Source organism: Amycolatopsis umgeniensis (genome assembly GCF_014205155.1).
Classification (GTDB): domain Bacteria; phylum Actinomycetota; class Actinomycetes; order Mycobacteriales; family Pseudonocardiaceae; genus Amycolatopsis; species Amycolatopsis umgeniensis.
On the sequence record NZ_JACHMX010000001.1, the window covers coordinates 2,202,427 to 2,219,773 of the forward strand.

Sequence of the window (17,347 nt, forward strand, 5' to 3'; positions counted from 1 at the left end):
GACGCAGCTATTTCCTTCTCTGTCACGGTGTCCGCCGCGTCACAGCCCGCACGATCGCGACGATCAGGAGGACCCCGGCGAGGATCACCAGCACCGGTGCCACCCGTTTGACCACGGACTCGCCCGCGTACTCCATCAGGTCGATGGGTTCGCCCTCCTCCACCGGTTTCACCGCTTTCAACGGCGGGCGCTGCGGGGTTTCGGGCTTCTCGGGTTCGGCCGTACCGAGCTTGCCGGACAGGCAGTCCGCGAACGAGTCGAGGATCTTGCCGCCGACTTCGGAGATCATCCCGCGTCCGAACTGCGCCGGTTTGCCGGTGACCGCCAGTTCCGTGGCGACGGCGCCGTGGGTGACGCCGTCCTTCTCGGTCAGGGTGAGCGTCACCGTCGCCGAGGCCGTGCCCGCCCCTCGGGCGTCCTTGCCGGACGCCTTGATCACCACTTTCCTCGCGTCGAGGTCTTTCTCGACGAAATGGCCGCCACCCTTGTAGAGCAGGGAGATCGGCCCGAGCTTGACCTTCACCGTGCCTTTGAAGGCGTCCCCGTCGACTTCGGTGACGGTGGCGCCCGGCATGCACGGCGCCACCCGTTCCGGGTCGACGACGGCCTTCCAGACCTCGTCGACCGGGGCGGGAACGGTGAATGCGTGGTCGAGCCGCACGGGCCGACCTCCCTTCTCTCAGGAGCCTGCCGCGGCGAGGACCGCCCGGCCGGTCAGCACCCTGGCGAGATGCCGCCGGTATTCGACGTCGGAGTTGCCGTCCGCCGTCGGGTCGGTGCCTTCGGCCGCGTGTTCGGCCGCGCCGCGGATCGCCTCGGCGGTGGCCGCGCAGCCGACCAGCGCCGCCTCGACCCCGGCCGCCCGCACCGGCGTCGAGCCCATGTTGGTGAGCGCGACACGTGCCTCCTCGATGGTGCCCGCCTCGGTGCGGACGCAGGCCGCGACCGCGACCATCGACCACGCCTGCGCGACCCGGTTGAACTTCTCGTAGTGGGCGTGCCAGCCGGTGTGCTTCGGCACGCGGACCTCGACCAGGATCTCGTCCGCGGCGAGCGCGGTGGTGAACATGTCCTGGAAGAAGTCCGCCGCGGCGACCGTCCGCCGCCCGTCCGGCCCGGCGACGACGAGCTCGCAGCCGAGTGCGAGGACGGGCGCCAGCAGGTCACCGGCGGGATCGGCGTGCGCGATGGCGCCGCCGAACGTGCCGCGATGGCGGATCTGCGGATCGGCCACCGTGTCGGTGGCGGCCTTGAGCAGTTCGGCGTGTTCGGCGACCAGCGCGTCCCGCTGGACGTCGTAGTGCGTCGTCATCGAACCGATGACCAGCGCGTCGCCCTCCTCGCGGACGCCACGCAGCTCGCCGACCTTCCCGAGGTCGATCAGCGTGGTCGGCGTGGCGAGCCGCATCCGCAGCACCGGAAGCAGGCTTTGCCCGCCTGCCAGCACTTTGGCGTCCTCGCCCGCTTCGGCGAGCGCGCTCACCGCTTCGTCCACTGTGGACGGGGCGACGTAGTCGAACGGAGCCGGGATCACTGGGCACCTCCGGTTGCGTCGATCGAACCGAGACCGCCTCCGGCTTCGGAGCCCAGCCCGCCCTCGGCGGCCGTCTGGTGCTGGATGGCGTGCCAGACCCGCATCGGGGTCAACGGCATTTCGATGTCGTCCACCCCGAAGTGCCGGACGGCGTCGATCACGGCGTTGACCACCGCCGGTGTCGAGGCGATCGTGCCCGCCTCGCCGACTCCCTTGGCGCCCAACGGGTTCGTCGTCGACGGTGTTTCGGTGCGGTCGGTGGTGAAACTGGGCAGATCCGCCGCCGACGGGAGCAGGTAGTCGGCGAAGGTCCCGGTGGTCAGCGTCCCTCCTTCGTCGTGGACGGCCTCCTCGAACAGCGCCTGCGCGATGCCCTGCGCGAGTCCGCCGTGCACCTGGCCTTCGACGATCAGCGGATTGACGGCCACGCCGACGTCGTCGACGCAGACGTAGGAGCGCAACCGCACGCGTCCGGTCTCGGTGTCGACCTCGGCCGCGCACAGATGCGTGCCGTGCGGAAAGGAGAAGTTCTCCGGATCGAACGTGTCCGCCGAATCCAGCGAGGGTTCGACGCCGTCCGGCAGATTGTGCGCCGAGAACACGGCCCACGCGATGTCCTGGATGGACGTCGCGGAATCCGTGCCCTTGACGGAGAACTTGCCCGCCTCGAATTCGAGGTCGTCCTCGGCGCATTCCATCAGATGCGCCGCGATCGGTTTGGCCTTGGCGAGCACCTTGTCCGCCGCCTTGACCACCGCGATCCCGCCGACCACCAGCGACCGCGAGCCGTAGGTGTCCATCCCCTTGTGCGAGGACTGGGTGTCGCCGTGGATGACCTCGATGTCCTCGAACGGGACGCCGAGTTTGTCGGCGACGATCTGGCTCCAGGCCGTCTCATGGCCCTGGCCGTGCGCGGAGGCGCCGGTGATCACCTCGATCTTGCCGGTGGGCAGCACCCGGATCTCCGCGTGCTCCCAGCCGCCCGCCGCGTAGTCGAGCGAGCCGAGCACCCGCGACGGCGCGAGGCCGCACATCTCGGTGAACGTCGAGATGCCGATGCCGAGCTGGACGGAGTCGCCGGATTCCCGCCGCTCCTTCTGTTCCCGGCGGAGACCGTCGTAATCGAAGAGTTCCTTGGCCTTCGCGGTGGCGGCCTCGTAGTTGCCCGAGTCGTAGGTCAGCCCGGCCACCGTGGTGAACGGGAACTCCTCGTGCTTGATCCAGTTCTTCTCGCGGAGCTCCATCGGGTCCATGCCCAGTTCGACGGCGAGTTCGTCCATGATCCGCTCGATCCCGAACGTGGCCTCCGGCCGCCCGGCGCCGCGATACGCGTCGGTGAGCGTGGTGTTGGTGAACACGTTGGTGCAGGCGAAGTGGTACGCCGGGAACTTGTAGATGGCGTTGAACATGAAGGCGCCGAGGATCGGCACACCGGGGCCGACGAGGCCGAGGTACGCGCCCATGTCGGCGAGCAGTTCGACCTTGAGGCCGGTCACCGTTCCGTCGCGGTTCGCGGTGATGGTGAGATCCTGGATCTGGTCGCGGCCGTGATGCGCGGCGACCATCGTCTCCGAACGGGACTCGGTCCATTTGACCGGTTTGCCGAGCCGTTGCGCGATCAGCGTCGACATCATCTCTTCGGGCAGCACGGCGATCTTGCCGCCGAACCCGCCGCCGACGTCCGGCGCGATCACCCGCACCTTGTGCTCGGGCAGGCCGAGCGTGGCCGCGGTCATCGTCTTGAGGATGTGCGGGACCTGGGTGGCCGACCACATGACCAGCTGACTGCCCGTCGGATCGACGACGCACGCCCGCGGCTCCATGAACGCCGGCACCAGGCGCTGCTGACGGAAGCGCCGCTTGAGCACGACCTCGGAGTTCGCGATCGCGTCCTCGACGTCGGATCCCGTTCCCGCGCCCGCGGAATCGAAGACCCACACCGCGTTCTGGTTGGTGCCGAGCTCCTCGTGCACCAACGGCGCGCCCTCGGCGAGCGCGTTCTCGAGCCCGAGGACCACCGGCAGCTCGTCGTAGTCGACGTCGATCGCTTCGAGCGCGTCCTGCGCTTCGGCCGCCGTCCTGGCGACGACCACCGCGACCCCTTCACCGGCGAAGTTCACCGTGTCCGAAGCGAGGATGGGCCGCCTTGGGGACTTCATGTCCGGCGTGATCGGCCACGCGCACGGCATGCCGATGGCACTCTCGGGGTCGAGGTCCTTCCCGGTGTAGACCGCGACGACGCCCGGTGCCGACTTGGCCTCGGTGACGTCGATCGAGACGATCTTGGCGTGCGCGAACGGGCTGCGGAGCACCGCGAGGTGCAGCATGCCGGGCAGGGTCAGGTTGTCGGTCCAGCGCGTCCTGCCGGTGATGAGGCGCTCGTCCTCCTTGCGGCGACGCGACTTGCCGACCTCCGGTTCGATCGTGGAGGTCATCACTCACCACCGGCGCCGACGCGGGAGGCGGTGTCCGAGGCGAGCCGCTCGGCTTCGGGACCCGCACCGGGCCGCATCTGATGGGCGGCGTCGCGCACCGCGCGGACGATGTTCTGGTAACCCGTGCAGCGGCACAGGTTGCCTTCGAGTCCTTCTCGGACGGCCTTCTCGTCCGGATCGGGATTGTCGGCGAGCAGGTCGATCGACTGCATGATCATGCCGGGCGTGCAGAAACCGCACTGGAGCGCGTGATTCTCGTGGAAGGCCTTCTGCACCGGATGCAGTTCGCCGTCGCGGGCGAGCCCCTCGATCGTGGTGACCTCGCAGCCGTCGGCCTGGACCGCGAGGACCGAACAGGATTTCACGCTGTGCCCGTCGAGATGGACGGTGCAGGCTCCGCAGTTGCTGGTGTCGCAACCGACCACGGTGCCCACCTTCCCGACCCGTTCGCGCAGATGGTGCACGAGCAGGGTGCGGGGTTCGACGTCGTCTGTGTAGCTGGTGCCGTCGACGGTGACGGTGATGCGCATCAGGCCTCCAAAAGCAAGAGAAACCCCGCGCTGGTCCGGGGTCGTTCGGGAGCGGCCGGTCATTGAAGTTGTCACGGACCGACCCCGGGAGGACCGTGATCGGACTCACAGTCGAGCGTGCTACTTCTGCCCGGCCGGGACAACCCCCACCAGGGGGTGACTCCCGAGCGGACCCGCAAAGGCGTTGCCACTTAGCGATTTTCTCCGCAAGTGCGGTTCCGTGAGGACTATTTCAAACGCTCGGGAAAGCCGGGCGGCAACGCACCGTCCACTCGGTACTGGAATCCCCCACCCCGATGTCGCGAAAGCCACTTTCGGGACATCTGATGTCCCGAAAGTGGCTTTCGCGACACCCGAAGCCGAGGCGCAAGCTCAGCCCGTCATACCCAGCACCGAGAGATCGGCGTTCGCCCCGGTGACCACGGTGGCGGCCAACTCGCCGGGGATGCCGTGCACGGTCAGCGCGGCCAGTCCGGCGGCGCCGGCGGGTTCCGGGACGACGCCGAGGGTCTCCGCGCCCAGTCGCATGGCCGCGCGCAGATCGTCGTCGGTGACCAGGACGAAGTCGTCGACCAGGGACCGCAGCCGCCGCACGGATTCCGGTTCCGGGGTCCGGATCGAGATCCCGCCGGCGAACCAGTTCGCCCGGTCCGCGGTGACCGGCTCCCCCGCCTCCCAGCTCTTCGCCATGGCGGGCGCGGACGTGGTGCCGACGCCGACGATCCGGACGTCCGGCGTATGCGCCTTGAGCCAGAGCGCGACCCCGGCGATCAGCGCGCCGTCGCCGACCGGGAGCACGACCGTGTCGATCCCGCTCTCCCGCGCCAGTTCCAGGCCGATCGTGCCCGCCCCTTCGGAGATCGCGGGCTCACGGCCGTCGACCACGAAGACGCGATCCGGGGCCTCGGCGGCGAAGGTCGCCGCGGCGACCTTCGCCTCCCCGTCGACCCGGCGCACGCGAGCGCCCAGCGCCTTCATCCGCCGGAGTTTGACCGGGGCGATGGTGGCGGGGACGAACACTTCGGCCCGCAGGCCGTGCTTCCCGGCGGCGAACGCGACGGCCTGCCCGAAGTTGCCGCTGGTCCCGCACACCATGGTCGTCCCCGGCGCCAACCCGGCGGCGAAGTAGTCCGCGCCGCGGCCTTTGAAGCTGCGCAACGGATTCAGCGTCTCGATCTTCACCAGCACGCGACGGCCGAGCCGCTCGTTCAGCTGTCCGTCGCTGTACTGCGGGGAGTTCAGGAAAACGGGATCGATCACCTTCGCCGCCTCGGCGACGTGGTCCAGCTGCAGGTCGATGTCGGTCATGAAGCTCAAACTAGGCGGGAAGACGATCACCGCGATTGTAAATTTTCCCGCCCGCGTGCAAAAATCTTGCGTGACTCTCGACGAGATCGACCACCTGCTGCTCGACCTCGTCCAGGTCGACGCCTCGCGTCCGCTGCATGATCTGGGTGACGCCGTCGGCCTTTCCCCGAGCGCGGTCCAGCGACGGTTGACCCGGTTACGCGCCGAGGGCGTGATCCGCGCCCAGGTCGCCGTGCTCGATCCGGAGGCGCTGGGCGCCGGGATGACGTCGGTCATCCTGGTCGCGCTGACCGACGACGACATCGAGCACCACACGGCGTTCCGCGAGCGCATGCTGGCCGAACCCGGCGTCCAGCACTGCTACAGCATCGTCGGGCAGTGGGATTACGTCGTCGTCCTGCTCACGCCGGATCTCAAGGCGAGCCGGTACCTGTCCCGGGACCTGTTCACCGAGCACGTCAAACGGTTCGAGACGCTGCCCGCCTTCGACGTCGTCAAGTCGAGTCAGGCTGTCCCGGTTCCCGGCGTCAGCCGTGGATCCGGCCGGTGAGCTCGGCGAGCCTCGAACCCGACCCGTTCCACCGCAGCGCGATGATCTCCGCCGCGATCGACACGGCGGTCTCTTCGGGTGTCCGCGCGCCGAGATCGAGGCCGATCGGCGAGGACAGCCGTTCGAGTTCCGCCTCGGTGACCCCGGCCTCGCGCAGCCGCGCGAACCGGTCGTCGTGGGTCTTGCGCGAGCCCATCGCGCCGATGTAGCCGACGTCGAGACGCAACGCGACCTCCAGCAGCGGCACGTCGAACTTCGGGTCGTGGGTGAGCACGGCGATCGCGGTCCGGCCGTCGATCCGGCCCGCGTCGGCTTCGGCGCGGAGGTAGCGGTGCGGCCAGTCGACGACGACCTCGTGCGCGTCGGGGAACCGGCTCTTCGTCGCGAACACGGGCCGCGCGTCGCAGACGGTGACCTGGTAGCCGAGATACGCGCCCATTTTCGCCATCGCGGCCGCGAAGTCGATCGCGCCGAAGACCAGCAGGCGCGCGGGCGGCTCGAAAGAGTTGACGAAGACCGTCATCCCCTCGCCGCGGCGCTGTCCGTCCGGTCCGTAGTGCAGCGTGCCGGTGCGGCCCGCCACGAGCATGCCGCGCGCGTCGTCGATGACGGCGTCGTCCATCCGCGAGGAGCCGAGCGAACCGGCGACACGATCCGGCCAGACGATCAGATGCTCGCCGACCAGGCCTTCGGCTTCGTGTTCGATCACCGTCACGACGGCGACTGGCTGTCCACTGTGGACGGACTCGACGACGTCGCCGAGTTCCGGCATCGAGTCGCGGTCGACGTGCTGGACGTAGATGTCGATGATCCCGCCGCAGGTCAGCCCGACCGCGAACGCGTCGTCGTCGCTGACGCCGTAGCGCTGCAGCACGGGGGCGCGCTCGGCGACCACCTGCTGCGCGAGTTCGTAGACGGCGCCCTCGACGCAGCCACCGGAGACACTGCCGGTGACCGTGCCGTCCGGCGCGACGAGCATCGCCGCGCCCGGGCTCCGTGGTGCCGACGAGAACGTCGCCACCACCGTGCCGACCCCCACGGTCTCACCGGCCGCCCAGCGGCGGTGAAGTTCGTCCAGTACGTCACGCATCGGCGATCTCCACGAGCAGTCGTTCCAAAGTGGCCAAGCTGTGTCCGGCGAGCAGCCGATCGAGGTACGGGAGCGCGGCCACGATGCCGGACTGCACGGGAGCGTAACCCGCGCGCCCCGCGTGCGGATTCACCCAGAATACGGCGTGCGCGAGCCGCCGCAGCCTGGCGAGCTGCTCGCCGAGCAGGCCGGGGTCGCCCCGTTCCCAGCCGTCGGAGAACACGGTGACCACGGAACGCCTGGCCACACCGCGTTGTCCCCAGCGGTCGAGGAAGGCCCGCAGGGTCTCGCCGAGTCTGGTCCCGCCCGCGAAATCGGGGACCGCGGCGGCCGCGGTGAGCATCGCGTGCTCGGGATCGCGTGACCGCAACTGACGGGACACCCTGGTGAGCCTGGTGCCGAGCGTGAACACCTCGACCCGGCCGTGGGCGCGCCGGGCGACGACGTGCGCGAACCGCAGCAGCGCGTCCGCGTACGGCCCCATCGAGCCGGAGACGTCAATCAGGAGGACCAGACGGCGTGGTTTGGTGCCCCTCTTCCGGTACGCCAGGCGCACCGGCTCACCGCCTCCGGCCAGCATCGCCCGGAGCGTGCGCGACGGATCGAGGGTTCCCCGCCGGGCGGCGCGGCGGCGCGGCGAGGTCCGCGACGGGAGGGCCGGGCGCAGTTTCGCGAGGAGTTCCCGCAGGTGAGCGCGTTCGGCGACGGTCAGTTCGGCGAGGTCGCGATGGCGCAGGACCTCGTCCGCACTCGCGGCCACCCGGAGCTGATCGGGCTCAGCGCCGGACTCGCCCTGGCTCGGCGACTGCGCGAGCGTGGCGATCCTGGCGCGTTTCGGAGCCGCTTCCTTGCCGCGCCGCCGTGGTCCGGTTTCCGCGTCGGTGAACCAGCTGTCGAAAGCGACGTCGTAGCGAGGAAGGTCGTCGGGGTCTGCGCACAATGTCAGCCGTCCGGCCCAGTACAGCTGCTCGGGATCGGCCAGATCGACCTCGCCGACGGCCTCGAGGTACGCCTGCACTCGGTGCGCGTCGCACGGCAAACCGGCTTCGCGCAAAGCCTCCGCGAAGCCGACGAAACCCGCGAGTGGGTCGGTCACCTCTCCATTATGAACCTCGCCGCGCGAAGACCGGGGTCTTCTCACGGAGAGGACCGATACCACCCATGAACGCGCTCAGGCCCGTGAGCAGCGGAAACCGGTCCGAAATCCGGAGGGGCAGGGGGATGGTCCGCTCGGTGAGCGTCCCGTCGAGCGCGGGCTCGACGAGCATCTTGTGCTCACCCAGTTGCATCTTCTGGGTGAGCGTGACGACAAAGTTCCGGCGGCGCTGTACACGGCCCAGGTCGCGCGCGGTCAGCGAGCCGCGCCGCAGCGGGCCGGCGAGGATCCGCGCGGCCGCCACGGCGTCCTGCACCGCGATGTTGACGCCCATCCCGCCCGCCGGTGACATCGCGTGCGCGGCGTCGCCGATGCAGAGCACCCGCTCGGAGTACCAGTGCGGAAGCTTGGACATCCGCACCTTCAGCAGTTTGACGTCGTCCCAGTCGCGGATCGCGGCGAGTTCGCCCTCTCCCCAGCCGAACAGGCCGCCGATCCGTTCGCGGAACTTCTCGATGCCCTCGGCTCGCTGTGCCTCGTCCTGGCCCTTCCGGATCAGGTACGACGTCTGGTAGTAGTCGCCGCGATCCATCGTCATACCGGCGAGGCCGTTCGCGAAACAGCCGAACACCTGGGCCTCCTTGCCCGTGTCTTCGAGCTTGGGCACGCGGACCCACCACACGTCCATCGGCACGTCGTACTCGTTCGGCACGAGCCCCGCTTCCGCGCGCACCAAGGAGTCCCGGCCGTCGCAGCCGACCACGAGCGACGCCGCCAGTTCCCGTTCCACGCCGTCGGAATCGCGGTAGCGCACCCCGCCGCCCTGGCGCAGACCGGTGACCTCGGCGCCCATCCGCAGGGTGAACGTCGGTTCCTCCGCCGCGGCTTCGGCGAGCAGGTTCAGGAAATCCCACTGCGGGACCATCGCGATGTACTTGTACGGCCCGGGGATCCGGCGGAAATCGGCGGCGACGATCGTCGTGCCGCCGATCACCATCCGCATCTTCTCCAGCCGCCGCGACGGCAATTCCGCGAACCGGCCGCCGAGCCCGAGTTCGTCGAGCAACATCAACGTCGGCGGATGCACCGTGTCACCACGGAAATCGCGAAAGAAGTCCTTGTGCTTTTCGAGAACGGTGACCTCGACCCCGGCTCGCGCCAGCAAGAGTCCGAGCACCATCCCCGCCGGACCGCCCCCCACCACACAGCACTGTGTCCGTTCCATAATCGAGTTGTAGCGCGCCCGGCGAGCCGTTGCCACGTGATCGGCTCCGAAGAGGACCTAGGTCCCGCCGGGAATTCTCGCTACGGTGACGCCATGTTCTCGTCCCGTGCCGTACTCGCCGCCCTGCTCGCACTGGCCCTCGGGGCGGCCGCGGCCCCGGCCGCCTCGGCGGCTCCCGCGTCTTCCCCGGTCCCGGTCGTGTACGACGGCGACTCCGATTTCGCGGACATCGCGACCCTCGCGTACCTGTGCCGAGCGCACGAACAGCGCCGCATCGACCTGCGCGCGGTCACCGTCACCAACAACGGCGCCGGGATCCCCGGGCGTGCGCTGACCCACGTGCGGACGGCGCTCGGGAAATGCGGTCTCTCCGGCATCCCGGTCGCCGACGGTTCCGAAACCGGCGTGAACCCGATGCCCGCCGATGGCCGCGCCTGGACCGAAAGCATCCTCAACGGCGCGCTCGGCGACGCGGGTGTGCCGGACAGGCCGTCCAAGATCCGGGCGTCGGCACTGCTCGCCGCGACGGTGCTCGAATCGGCCAAGCCGGTCGTCGTGATCGCGACCGGCCCGCTCACGAATGTCGCGAAGGCCATGGACGTTCCCGGGGTGGCGCAGCGGATTTCGCGGCTCTCGGTGATGGGCGGCGCCTTCGACGTCCCCGGCAACGTGTTCGGCCCGGACGCCGGGAAGTTCGACGGCACCCAAGAGGTCAACATGTGGCTGGACCCCGCTTCGGCGGACAAGGTCTTCGCCGGGCTGCGCCGCGTCGACATCGTTCCGTTGGACGCCACGAACGACGTCCCGATCACACCGTCCTATGTGGAGCGTCTGGGCCGGGAAGGCCGGACCGCGGAAGCGAAACTGGTGCACGCGATCGTCACGCAGCCCGACCTCGCGCCGTACGTCCAGGACGGGACGGCGTTCTGGTGGGACACGCTCGCCTCGTCCGAGGTGCTCGACACCGTGAGCCCGGTGAAGCTGCGGAAGGCGAAGGTCGACGTGCGGCAGGACGGCGCCGCGGCGGGCCGTACTTACGTGACGCCGAGGGGAACTTCGCAGTACATCGGCTACGACGCCGATCCCGTCGCGTGGGAGAACGGCTTCCTGAAGATGCTGAACGGCTAGGTCCGCAGTCCCGCGATGAAGACCTCGACCATCCGGCGCGCGTTGTAGCGGGGGTCGCTGTCGGCGCCGATGCAGAGGTTCCCGACGCCGCGCATGACCTCGATCGCCTGCAGATCGGAGCGGATCTCACCGGCCTTCGCCGAGGCGTCGAGCAACTGCGCGCAGACGGGCAGCAGACGGTCGAGGAAGTAGGCGTGCAACGTCTCGAAACCGGTGTTGTCCGCCTGGAAAGCGCCGGCGAGGCCGTGTTTGGTGACCAGGAAGTCGACGAAGAGGTCGATCCAGCGCCGTAGCGCCTCGTACGGCGAAGCGCTCGACGCCAGCAGTTCCGGCCCGGCTTCGGCGCAGGCGTCGACCTGATGCCGATAGACGGCGATGATGAGGTCGGCCCTGGTCGGGAAGTGCCGGTAGATCGTGCCCATCCCGACGCCCGCTTTCGCCGCGATGTCACGGACCGGCGCCTCGACACCCGAGGTGACGAAGACGGCGGCGGCCGCGTCGAGCAGGGTTTTCTCGTTGCGCCGGGCGTCCGCGCGCTTGGCCTTGGTGCCCTCTTCGCTCATCACACCACTCCTTCGGGTTGCCAAACGGAACAATGCTCCGTATCGTTAGCGGAGCAACGTTCCGCTTGCTCATCTTGCCATGGAGGACACCGTCATGCAGTACCGCACCTTGGGCAGGACCGGTGTGCAGGTCAGCACCCTCGCGCTCGGCGCGATGAATTTCGGCGCGATCGGGCGCACGGATCAGGACGAGGCCACCGCCATCGTCGACGCCGCGCTGGAGGGCGGGATCAACTTCGTCGACACCGCCGACATGTACAGCGCCGGCGAGTCGGAGAGGATGGTCGGCAAGGCCATCGCCGGCCGTCGTGAAGACATCGTGCTGGCCACGAAGGCGACCATGCCGATGGGCGACGAGCGCAACCACCAGGGCGCTTCACGCCGCTGGCTGGTCACCGAGTTGGACAACAGCCTGCGCCGCCTCGGCGTCGACCATGTCGACCTCTACCAGATCCACCGCTGGGATCCGAAGACCAGCGACGAGGAGACCCTCTCGGCGCTGACCGATCTGCAGCGCGCGGGGAAGATCCGCTACTTCGGCTCGTCGACCTTCCCCGCGTACCGCGTCGTGCAGGCGCAGTGGGCCGCCCGCGAACACCACCTGAGCCGGTACGTCACCGAGCAGCCCAGCTATTCGATCCTGCAGCGCGGTATCGAAACACACGTGCTGCCCGTGACCGAGGAATACGGGCTCGGCGTGCTGGCGTGGAGCCCGCTCGCTTCGGGCTGGCTTTCGGGCGCCGTCCGCGAAGGCCGCGAGATCGCCACGAACCGATCGGCCGTCCTCCCGCGACGCTTCGACCTGACCCTGCCCGTCAACCGGGCTCGGCTCGAGGCCGTCGAGCGGCTGGTCAAGGTCGCCGAACAGGCGGGCCTGAGCCTGATCCAGCTCGCGCTCGGTTTCGTCGTCGCACATCCGGGCGTGACCAGCGCGATCATCGGGCCGCGCACCCTGGCGCACCTGGAGTCGCAACTCGCCGCCGCGGACACGGTGCTTCCGGCCGACGTCCTCGACGCGATCGACGAGATCGTCGCGCCGGGCACCGATCTCGCCCCGGAAGAGAAGATGGACACCCCGCCGTCGCTGCTCGACCCGGCGCTGCGGCGTCGCTGACCCTGTTCAGGCGAGCAGTTTGTCCAGTTTGGCGCGGACCCTGTCGAGATCCTCGCTGTACTTGAGCACCGAGCCGAGTGTCCGCGCGCCCGTCGCGGCGTCCAATTCGGACATCCCGAGTGCGAGGAGCGCCTGAGCCCAGTCCAGGGATTCCGCCACTCCGGGCGGCTTCAGCAACTCCATCGTCCGGAGCCGCTGCACCGCCGTCGCGACCTGGGCCGCGAGCCCTTCGCCCAGATCCGGGATCTTGCGGCGCAGGATCTCGATCTCGCGGCCGAGGTCCGGGTGTTCGAGCCAGTGATAGAGACAGCGGCGCTTCAGCGCGTCGTGCACCTCCCGCGTCCGGTTGGAGGTGAGCACCACGAGCGGCGGATGTTCGGCGCGCACCTCGCCGAACTCGGGGATCGTCACCGCGTTCTCGTCGAGGAGTTGCAGCAGGAAGGCTTCGAACTCGTCGTCGGCCCTGTCGATCTCGTCGACCAGCAGGACACACGGCGCGGTCTGCAACGCCTTCAGCAGCGGCCGGGAGAGCAGGAATCGTTCGGTGTAAAGGGACTGCTCGGCGGCCTCGACGTCGAGGCCGCCGTCACCCGCGGCTTCGAGGGCGCGCAAATGCAGCAACTGGCGGGGGAAGTCCCATTCGTACAGTGCCTGCGCCGCGTCGATCCCTTCGTGGCACTGGAGCCGGATGAGCGGCATGCCGAGCGCCTCGGCCAGCCCCAAGGCGAGTGAGGTCTTGCCGGTACCCGGCTCACCCTCGCAGAACAGCGGGCGGCCGAGCCGCAACGCGAGGAACCCGGCCGTGGCGATGCCGTCGTCGGCGAGGTAGCCGACCGATTCGAGGGCTTCGGCCAGTTTCTCGGGCGATTCGACGGTCACGTCCCGATCGTAGGCCTCGGTGAGCCGGAGATCAGCCTGGAAGATCCTCGCGGCGATCCACGTCGTGCCCGGTGCCGAGGTCGCCGCATTCGACGAGCCGCAGGTCCGGACGCCCCTTGAGCCAGTCGCGCGCGCCCTTGTCCCCGGACGCGCCCGCCACGATCTCCGGCCACCAGCGACGGCCGAGTACGACGGGATGACCGGGAACGCCTTCATAGGCGGCGCGCGCGACGGTGTTCTCGTCGGCTCCGGCGGCGACTCGGCGCACCACTTCGGCACCGACTCCGGGCAGATCCACGAGGTGCACGACGGCGGCCTCGGCGCTGGTCGGTTCCAAGGCCCTCAAACCCGCGCGCAGGGACGCGCCCATGCCGGACTCCCAGTCTTCGGCCACGACGGCGGCCTCTTGCCCGGGCAGGAGGCCGCGAACTTCCTCGGCCGAAGCGCCCAGTACCACCCGGACAGGTGCGCAGCCGGCGTCGGTGAGCACCCTCAGCGCCCGGACGACGAACGGCTCCCCGTCGAGAACGGCCAGCGCTTTCGGCCCGCCGAACCGGCGTCCGGCCCCGGCCGCGAGCAGCAGCCCGGCGACCTCAGCCATGGCTCGCCCTGGTCGGCGGCGCCGAGGCCAGATCGGTCTCGATGGCCCGTGCCGCCGCGAGCAGCGACGGCAGCAGTTCACGCTCGACCGACTCCGGTGTCGTGCGGCTGGCGTGGGTGGAGAGGTTGACCGCGGCCACGACCCTGCCCCGCCTGTCCCGGATCGGCGCGGCGATCGAGCGGAGACCCTCTTCGAGTTCCTGGTCGACCATCGCGTAACCCTGCCGGTAGACCCGCTCCAGCTCGGCGATCAGGTCCTGCTGCCTGGTCAGCGTGTGCGCGGTCAGTTTCTCGAGTTTGGCCGCGTCGAAGTAGCCGTGCAGGTCTTCGCCTTCGAGCCCGGCCAGCAGGACGTGCCCCATCGATGTCGCGTGGGCCGGGAAGCGGGTGCCGACGTTGATGCTGACGGTCATGATCCGCGAAACGGCCACGCGCGCGACGTAGACGATGTCCAGGCCTTCGAGCACCGAGACCGAACTCGACTCGCGCACCTCGGCGGACAGCCGTTCCAGATGCGGCTGGGCGACCTCGGGCAGCGACAGGCTCGACAGGTACGAGTAGCCGAGTTCGAGGACCCGCGCGGTGAGCGAGAAGTACTTGCCGTCCGTGCGCACGTACCCCAGGTCGACGAGGGTGAGCAGGAACCGGCGGGCTGCCGCCCTGGTCAGCCCTGTCGAGCGGGCGACGTCGCTCAGCGTGAGTTCCGCCGCGTCCGCGTTGAACGCCTTGATCACCGCCAGCCCGCGTTCCAGCGACTGGACATGGTGCGCTCCGCGCTCGGTCACCTCGCCTTCGTCCATACCGGAACCCTAACCGTCACCCCCTTCCTGAGCCGCAGGCTCACCGAGTTCGGCCAGCACCCGCTGGGCGACGGCGAACGCCGCGTTGGCGGCCGGGGCGCCCGCGTAGACGGCGGTGTGCAGCAGGACCTCGGAGATCTCCTGGGCGGTGAGTCCATTGTGGACGGCGGCTCGGACGTGCATGGCGAGCTCGTCGTGAGCGTGCAGCGCGGTGAGCGCGGCCAGGGTGACACAGCTGCGGGTCTTGCGGTCGAGCCCGTCGCGCGACCAGACCGAACCCCACGCGCCCCGGGTGATGTAGTCCTGGAACGGGCGGCTGAACTCGGTGGTGCGGGCGACCGCGCGATCGACGTGCGCGTCGCCGAGGACTTCGCGGCGCACCCGCATGCCGGTCTCATAGGGGTCTTCGCTCATCGGGCCACCTCCAGATGTTCGAGGATCAGCGCGGTGAACCGCTCCGGCTGTTCGAAGCTCCCCAGATGCGCGGCGCCCTCGACGACCTCGAGCCGCGCGTCCGGAACGCCGCCCGCGATCACCTCGGCGTGCTCGACCGGGGTGGCCGGATCCTCGGCCCCGGCGATGACCAGCGTCCGTGCCGCGATCTTGGGCAGATCGCCGACCAGGTCCATCCGTTCGATGGCCTCGCAGGACGCCGCGTAGCCCTCGGCGGGGACGCTCGCGATCATCTCGCGCAGGTAGCCGACGCTGCCGGGATACGCGGCGCCGTACCCGGCCGTCACCCAGCGGCCGACCCCGGCTTCGGCGACCGACCCGGTGCCGTTCTCCCGGACCGTCCTCGCCCTGTCCGCCCACATCCGCGGCGGCCCCAGTTTCGCGGACGTGCAGCACAGCGTGAGACTCTCGATCCGGTCCGGCGCGTTGACGCCCAGCCACATCCCGGTCATCCCGCCGAGCGAGAGCCCGACGAAATGGGCGCGTTCGACGCCGTGCTCGTCGAGCAGCGCGAGCAGGTCACCGCCGAGATCCTCGAGCGTGTACGGCCCGGGCGGCACCGGGGACGCGCCCTGCCCGCGGGTGTCGTACCGGATCACCCGGAACCCTTTGTCCACCAAGGGTTTCACCTGCGGTTCCCACATACGGTGGTCACTGCCGAGCGATCCGCTGAACACCACGGCAGGACCGTCCGCGGGCCCTTCCGCGACGCTGTGCACCTTCACCGGCTGAGACATCGAAAACTCAGACATCGAAGAACACCGTTTCCCCCGCGCCCTGCAACCGGACGTCGAACCGGTAGCCCTCGTCCGTCTTGGTGGCGATCAACGTGCTCCGGCGGCTCTCCGGCACCGAGGCCAGCACCGGGTCCTGGGAAGTGTCGTCGTCCTCGAAGTAGATCCGGGTGACGACGCGGTGCAGCAGACCGCGGGCGAGCACCGAGACGTCGATATGCGGTGCCTGGGTGCTGCCCGCCGGACCGGGCACCAGGCCGGGCTTGATCGTCCGGATCTCGTAGTTGCCGTCCGGATCGGTCGGGCAGCGCCCGAAACCCCGGAACCCGCTCGCGACCGCTCCGCGCGGATCGTCGGGGTGATCGAACCGGCCGTCGGCGTCGGCCTGCCAGGTCTCGATCATCGCGTCCGGAACGGGGTCGCCCGCGCCGTCGAGCACCCGGCCGTGGATGCGGATCGCGGCCGGTTCGTCCGCGGGGACGACCTCCGGCCCGTCCGGCCAGGGCAGGCCGATGGACAGGTACGGGCCGACGGTCTGGGAAGGCGTCGTCTCCGGCATCAGTGCTCGTCCTCCTCGTCCTCGAAGACCGACGCCTCGCGACCGCGCACGACGATGTCGAACTGGAAGGCCAGCGCCCATTCGGCTTCGGTGCGGTCGAGGTCGAACCGCGCGATCATCCGCTGCCGGGCCTTCTCGTCCGGAATGGAGTTGAAGATCGGGTCCTGCGAGAACAGCGGGTCTTCCGGGAAGTACATCTGGGTGACCAGCCGCTGGGTGAACGCGCTGCCGAAGACGGAGAAGTGGATGTGCGCCGGCCGCCAGGCGTTGTCGTGGTTCTTCCACGGGTACGCGCCCGGTTTGATGGTGGTGAAGGTGTAGCGGCCCTCGCTGTCGGTCAGTGTCCTGCCCGCGCCGTCGAAATGGGGGTCGATCGGTGACGGCCAGCGATCCCCGGTGTGCCGGTACCGGCCGCCCGCGTTCGCCTGCCAGATCTCCACGAGTGAATCCCGGACCGGCCGCCCGTCACCGTCGAGCAGCCGTCCGGTGACGATGATCCGCTGCCCCTGCGGCTCGCCCTCGTGGCCTTGGGTGAGGTCGTTGTCGAATTCGCCGATCCGCCCCGGGCCCAGCGCCGGACCGGTGACCTCGGTCAGCAGATGCGGAAGGACGATCAACGGCTCTTGGGGATGGCGCAGCGCCGTCGACCGGTACCCGGCGTAGTCGAGCGGGGGATGCGTCCCCTCCGGATCGCGCCGATAGCGCGGGAGCCTCAGTTCTGCGGGTGCGGACATGCTGCCTCCTCCAGG

At 69.5% G+C, this 17,347-nt stretch carries 19 protein-coding genes; 3 read left to right on the plus strand and 16 right to left on the minus strand.

Annotated elements, in window-relative coordinates:
- Positions 1 to 22 precede the first annotated feature (22 nt).
- The 5 genes from HDA45_RS09760 to HDA45_RS09780 form a co-directional block, all read right to left on the minus strand.
- Positions 23 to 661 (minus strand): SRPBCC domain-containing protein, encoded by a 639-nt coding sequence (locus tag HDA45_RS09760; RefSeq protein ID WP_184893909.1) that lies wholly within the window; start codon positions 659 to 661, stop codon positions 23 to 25.
- An 18-nt stretch (positions 662 to 679) separates the two neighbouring features.
- Positions 680 to 1,534, minus strand: coding sequence for an FAD binding domain-containing protein (locus HDA45_RS09765; protein WP_184893911.1), 855 nt, complete (start codon positions 1,532 to 1,534; stop codon positions 680 to 682).
- A complete protein-coding gene (locus tag HDA45_RS09770) occupies positions 1,531 to 3,969 on the minus strand; it encodes a xanthine dehydrogenase family protein molybdopterin-binding subunit (RefSeq protein WP_184893913.1) in 2,439 nt (812 codons plus the stop codon). Before HDA45_RS09770 ends, HDA45_RS09765 begins: the two co-directional genes overlap by 4 nt.
- Positions 3,969 to 4,499, minus strand: a complete 531-nt coding sequence (locus HDA45_RS09775) for a (2Fe-2S)-binding protein (RefSeq protein WP_037303592.1) — start codon at positions 4,497 to 4,499, stop codon at positions 3,969 to 3,971. The genes HDA45_RS09770 and HDA45_RS09775 overlap by 1 nt, the downstream gene beginning before the upstream one ends.
- A 372-nt stretch (positions 4,500 to 4,871) precedes the next feature.
- A complete protein-coding gene (locus HDA45_RS09780) occupies positions 4,872 to 5,807 on the minus strand; it encodes a threonine ammonia-lyase (protein WP_184893915.1) in 936 nt (311 codons plus the stop codon).
- Between the two features lie 70 nt (positions 5,808 to 5,877).
- Here HDA45_RS09780 and HDA45_RS09785 point away from each other — a divergent pair, with 70 nt between their 5' ends.
- Complete coding sequence (locus HDA45_RS09785; protein WP_184893917.1) at positions 5,878 to 6,357, plus strand: AsnC family transcriptional regulator; 480 nt, start codon at positions 5,878 to 5,880, stop codon at positions 6,355 to 6,357.
- Here HDA45_RS09785 and HDA45_RS09790 read toward each other — a convergent pair.
- The 3 genes from HDA45_RS09790 to HDA45_RS09800 are packed head-to-tail and all read right to left on the minus strand — an operon-like array spanning position 6,335 to position 9,768.
- A complete protein-coding gene (locus HDA45_RS09790) occupies positions 6,335 to 7,447 on the minus strand; it encodes an XdhC family protein (protein ID WP_184893919.1) in 1,113 nt (370 codons plus the stop codon). The two genes, HDA45_RS09785 and HDA45_RS09790, sit on opposite strands and share 23 nt — an antisense overlap.
- A complete protein-coding gene (locus HDA45_RS09795) occupies positions 7,440 to 8,543 on the minus strand; it encodes a VWA domain-containing protein (protein ID WP_184893921.1) in 1,104 nt (367 codons plus the stop codon). Before HDA45_RS09795 ends, HDA45_RS09790 begins: the two co-directional genes overlap by 8 nt.
- A 7-nt stretch (positions 8,544 to 8,550) precedes the next feature.
- Complete coding sequence (locus HDA45_RS09800; RefSeq protein WP_184893923.1) at positions 8,551 to 9,768, minus strand: FAD-dependent oxidoreductase; 1,218 nt, start codon at positions 9,766 to 9,768, stop codon at positions 8,551 to 8,553.
- A gap of 93 nt (positions 9,769 to 9,861) precedes the next feature.
- Between HDA45_RS09800 and HDA45_RS09805 the strand changes: the two genes are divergently transcribed.
- Complete coding sequence (locus tag HDA45_RS09805; protein ID WP_184893924.1) at positions 9,862 to 10,896, plus strand: nucleoside hydrolase; 1,035 nt, start codon at positions 9,862 to 9,864, stop codon at positions 10,894 to 10,896.
- Here the strand turns inward: HDA45_RS09805 and HDA45_RS09810 are convergent.
- Positions 10,893 to 11,459 (minus strand): TetR/AcrR family transcriptional regulator, encoded by a 567-nt coding sequence (locus HDA45_RS09810; RefSeq protein ID WP_184893926.1) that lies wholly within the window; start codon positions 11,457 to 11,459, stop codon positions 10,893 to 10,895. The genes HDA45_RS09805 and HDA45_RS09810 overlap by 4 nt on opposite strands.
- Before the next feature lie 94 nt (positions 11,460 to 11,553).
- On the opposite strand from HDA45_RS09810, the gene HDA45_RS09815 reads away from it, so the two are divergent.
- Positions 11,554 to 12,573: an aldo/keto reductase gene (locus tag HDA45_RS09815; protein ID WP_184905469.1), complete on the plus strand. Its 1,020-nt coding sequence runs from the start codon at positions 11,554 to 11,556 to the stop codon at positions 12,571 to 12,573.
- A gap of 6 nt (positions 12,574 to 12,579) precedes the next feature.
- Here the strand turns inward: HDA45_RS09815 and HDA45_RS09820 are convergent, their stop codons facing one another.
- From HDA45_RS09820 to pcaH, 7 genes are read right to left on the minus strand one after another with little or no spacing between them, the layout of a single operon-like run.
- A complete protein-coding gene (locus HDA45_RS09820) occupies positions 12,580 to 13,452 on the minus strand; it encodes an AAA family ATPase (RefSeq protein WP_184893928.1) in 873 nt (290 codons plus the stop codon).
- Positions 13,453 to 13,483: 31 nt separating this feature from the next.
- The gene (locus HDA45_RS09825) at positions 13,484 to 14,053 is read right to left on the minus strand and encodes a nucleotidyltransferase family protein (RefSeq protein WP_184893930.1); all 570 of its coding nucleotides are present in this window, start codon (positions 14,051 to 14,053) and stop codon (positions 13,484 to 13,486) included.
- Positions 14,046 to 14,852: an IclR family transcriptional regulator domain-containing protein gene (locus tag HDA45_RS09830; protein WP_184893932.1), complete on the minus strand. Its 807-nt coding sequence runs from the start codon at positions 14,850 to 14,852 to the stop codon at positions 14,046 to 14,048. Before HDA45_RS09830 ends, HDA45_RS09825 begins: the two co-directional genes overlap by 8 nt.
- 9 nt (positions 14,853 to 14,861) lie before the next feature.
- Entirely contained in the window at positions 14,862 to 15,266 is a 405-nt protein-coding gene (gene pcaC / locus HDA45_RS09835) for a 4-carboxymuconolactone decarboxylase (protein ID WP_184893934.1), read from the minus strand.
- The gene (gene pcaD, locus HDA45_RS09840; protein WP_184905470.1) at positions 15,263 to 16,042 is read right to left on the minus strand and encodes a 3-oxoadipate enol-lactonase; all 780 of its coding nucleotides are present in this window, start codon (positions 16,040 to 16,042) and stop codon (positions 15,263 to 15,265) included. Before pcaD ends, pcaC begins: the two co-directional genes overlap by 4 nt.
- Positions 16,043 to 16,049: 7 nt before the next feature.
- A complete protein-coding gene (gene pcaG, locus HDA45_RS09845; RefSeq protein ID WP_184893936.1) occupies positions 16,050 to 16,598 on the minus strand; it encodes a protocatechuate 3,4-dioxygenase subunit alpha in 549 nt (182 codons plus the stop codon).
- Positions 16,598 to 17,332: a protocatechuate 3,4-dioxygenase subunit beta gene (gene pcaH, locus HDA45_RS09850; RefSeq protein ID WP_184893938.1), complete on the minus strand. Its 735-nt coding sequence runs from the start codon at positions 17,330 to 17,332 to the stop codon at positions 16,598 to 16,600. Before pcaH ends, pcaG begins: the two co-directional genes overlap by 1 nt.
- Positions 17,333 to 17,347: the final 15 nt, after the last annotated feature.

What these genes read in the sequence shown, in the direction of transcription:
- HDA45_RS09770 (WP_184893913.1), bottom strand. Translation starts at nt 3,969, where the DNA reads ATGACCTCCACGATCGAACCGGAGGTCGGCAAGTCGCGTCGCCGCAAG.
- HDA45_RS09775 (WP_037303592.1), bottom strand. Translation starts at nt 4,499, where the DNA reads ATGCGCATCACCGTCACCGTCGACGGCACCAGCTACACAGACGACGTC.
- HDA45_RS09780 (WP_184893915.1), bottom strand. Translation starts at nt 5,807, where the DNA reads ATGACCGACATCGACCTGCAGCTGGACCACGTCGCCGAGGCGGCGAAG.
- HDA45_RS09790 (WP_184893919.1), bottom strand. Translation starts at nt 7,447, where the DNA reads ATGCGTGACGTACTGGACGAACTTCACCGCCGCTGGGCGGCCGGTGAG.
- HDA45_RS09800 (WP_184893923.1), bottom strand. Translation starts at nt 9,768, where the DNA reads ATGGAACGGACACAGTGCTGTGTGGTGGGGGGCGGTCCGGCGGGGATG.
- HDA45_RS09805 (WP_184893924.1), top strand. Translation starts at nt 9,862, where the DNA reads ATGTTCTCGTCCCGTGCCGTACTCGCCGCCCTGCTCGCACTGGCCCTC.
- HDA45_RS09810 (WP_184893926.1), bottom strand. Translation starts at nt 11,459, where the DNA reads ATGAGCGAAGAGGGCACCAAGGCCAAGCGCGCGGACGCCCGGCGCAAC.
- HDA45_RS09815 (WP_184905469.1), top strand. Translation starts at nt 11,554, where the DNA reads ATGCAGTACCGCACCTTGGGCAGGACCGGTGTGCAGGTCAGCACCCTC.
- HDA45_RS09825 (WP_184893930.1), bottom strand. Translation starts at nt 14,053, where the DNA reads ATGGCTGAGGTCGCCGGGCTGCTGCTCGCGGCCGGGGCCGGACGCCGG.
- HDA45_RS09830 (WP_184893932.1), bottom strand. Translation starts at nt 14,852, where the DNA reads ATGGACGAAGGCGAGGTGACCGAGCGCGGAGCGCACCATGTCCAGTCG.
- pcaC (WP_184893934.1), bottom strand. Translation starts at nt 15,266, where the DNA reads ATGAGCGAAGACCCCTATGAGACCGGCATGCGGGTGCGCCGCGAAGTC.
- pcaD (WP_184905470.1), bottom strand. Translation starts at nt 16,042, where the DNA reads ATGTCTCAGCCGGTGAAGGTGCACAGCGTCGCGGAAGGGCCCGCGGAC.
- pcaG (WP_184893936.1), bottom strand. Translation starts at nt 16,598, where the DNA reads ATGCCGGAGACGACGCCTTCCCAGACCGTCGGCCCGTACCTGTCCATC.
- pcaH (WP_184893938.1), bottom strand. Translation starts at nt 17,332, where the DNA reads ATGTCCGCACCCGCAGAACTGAGGCTCCCGCGCTATCGGCGCGATCCG.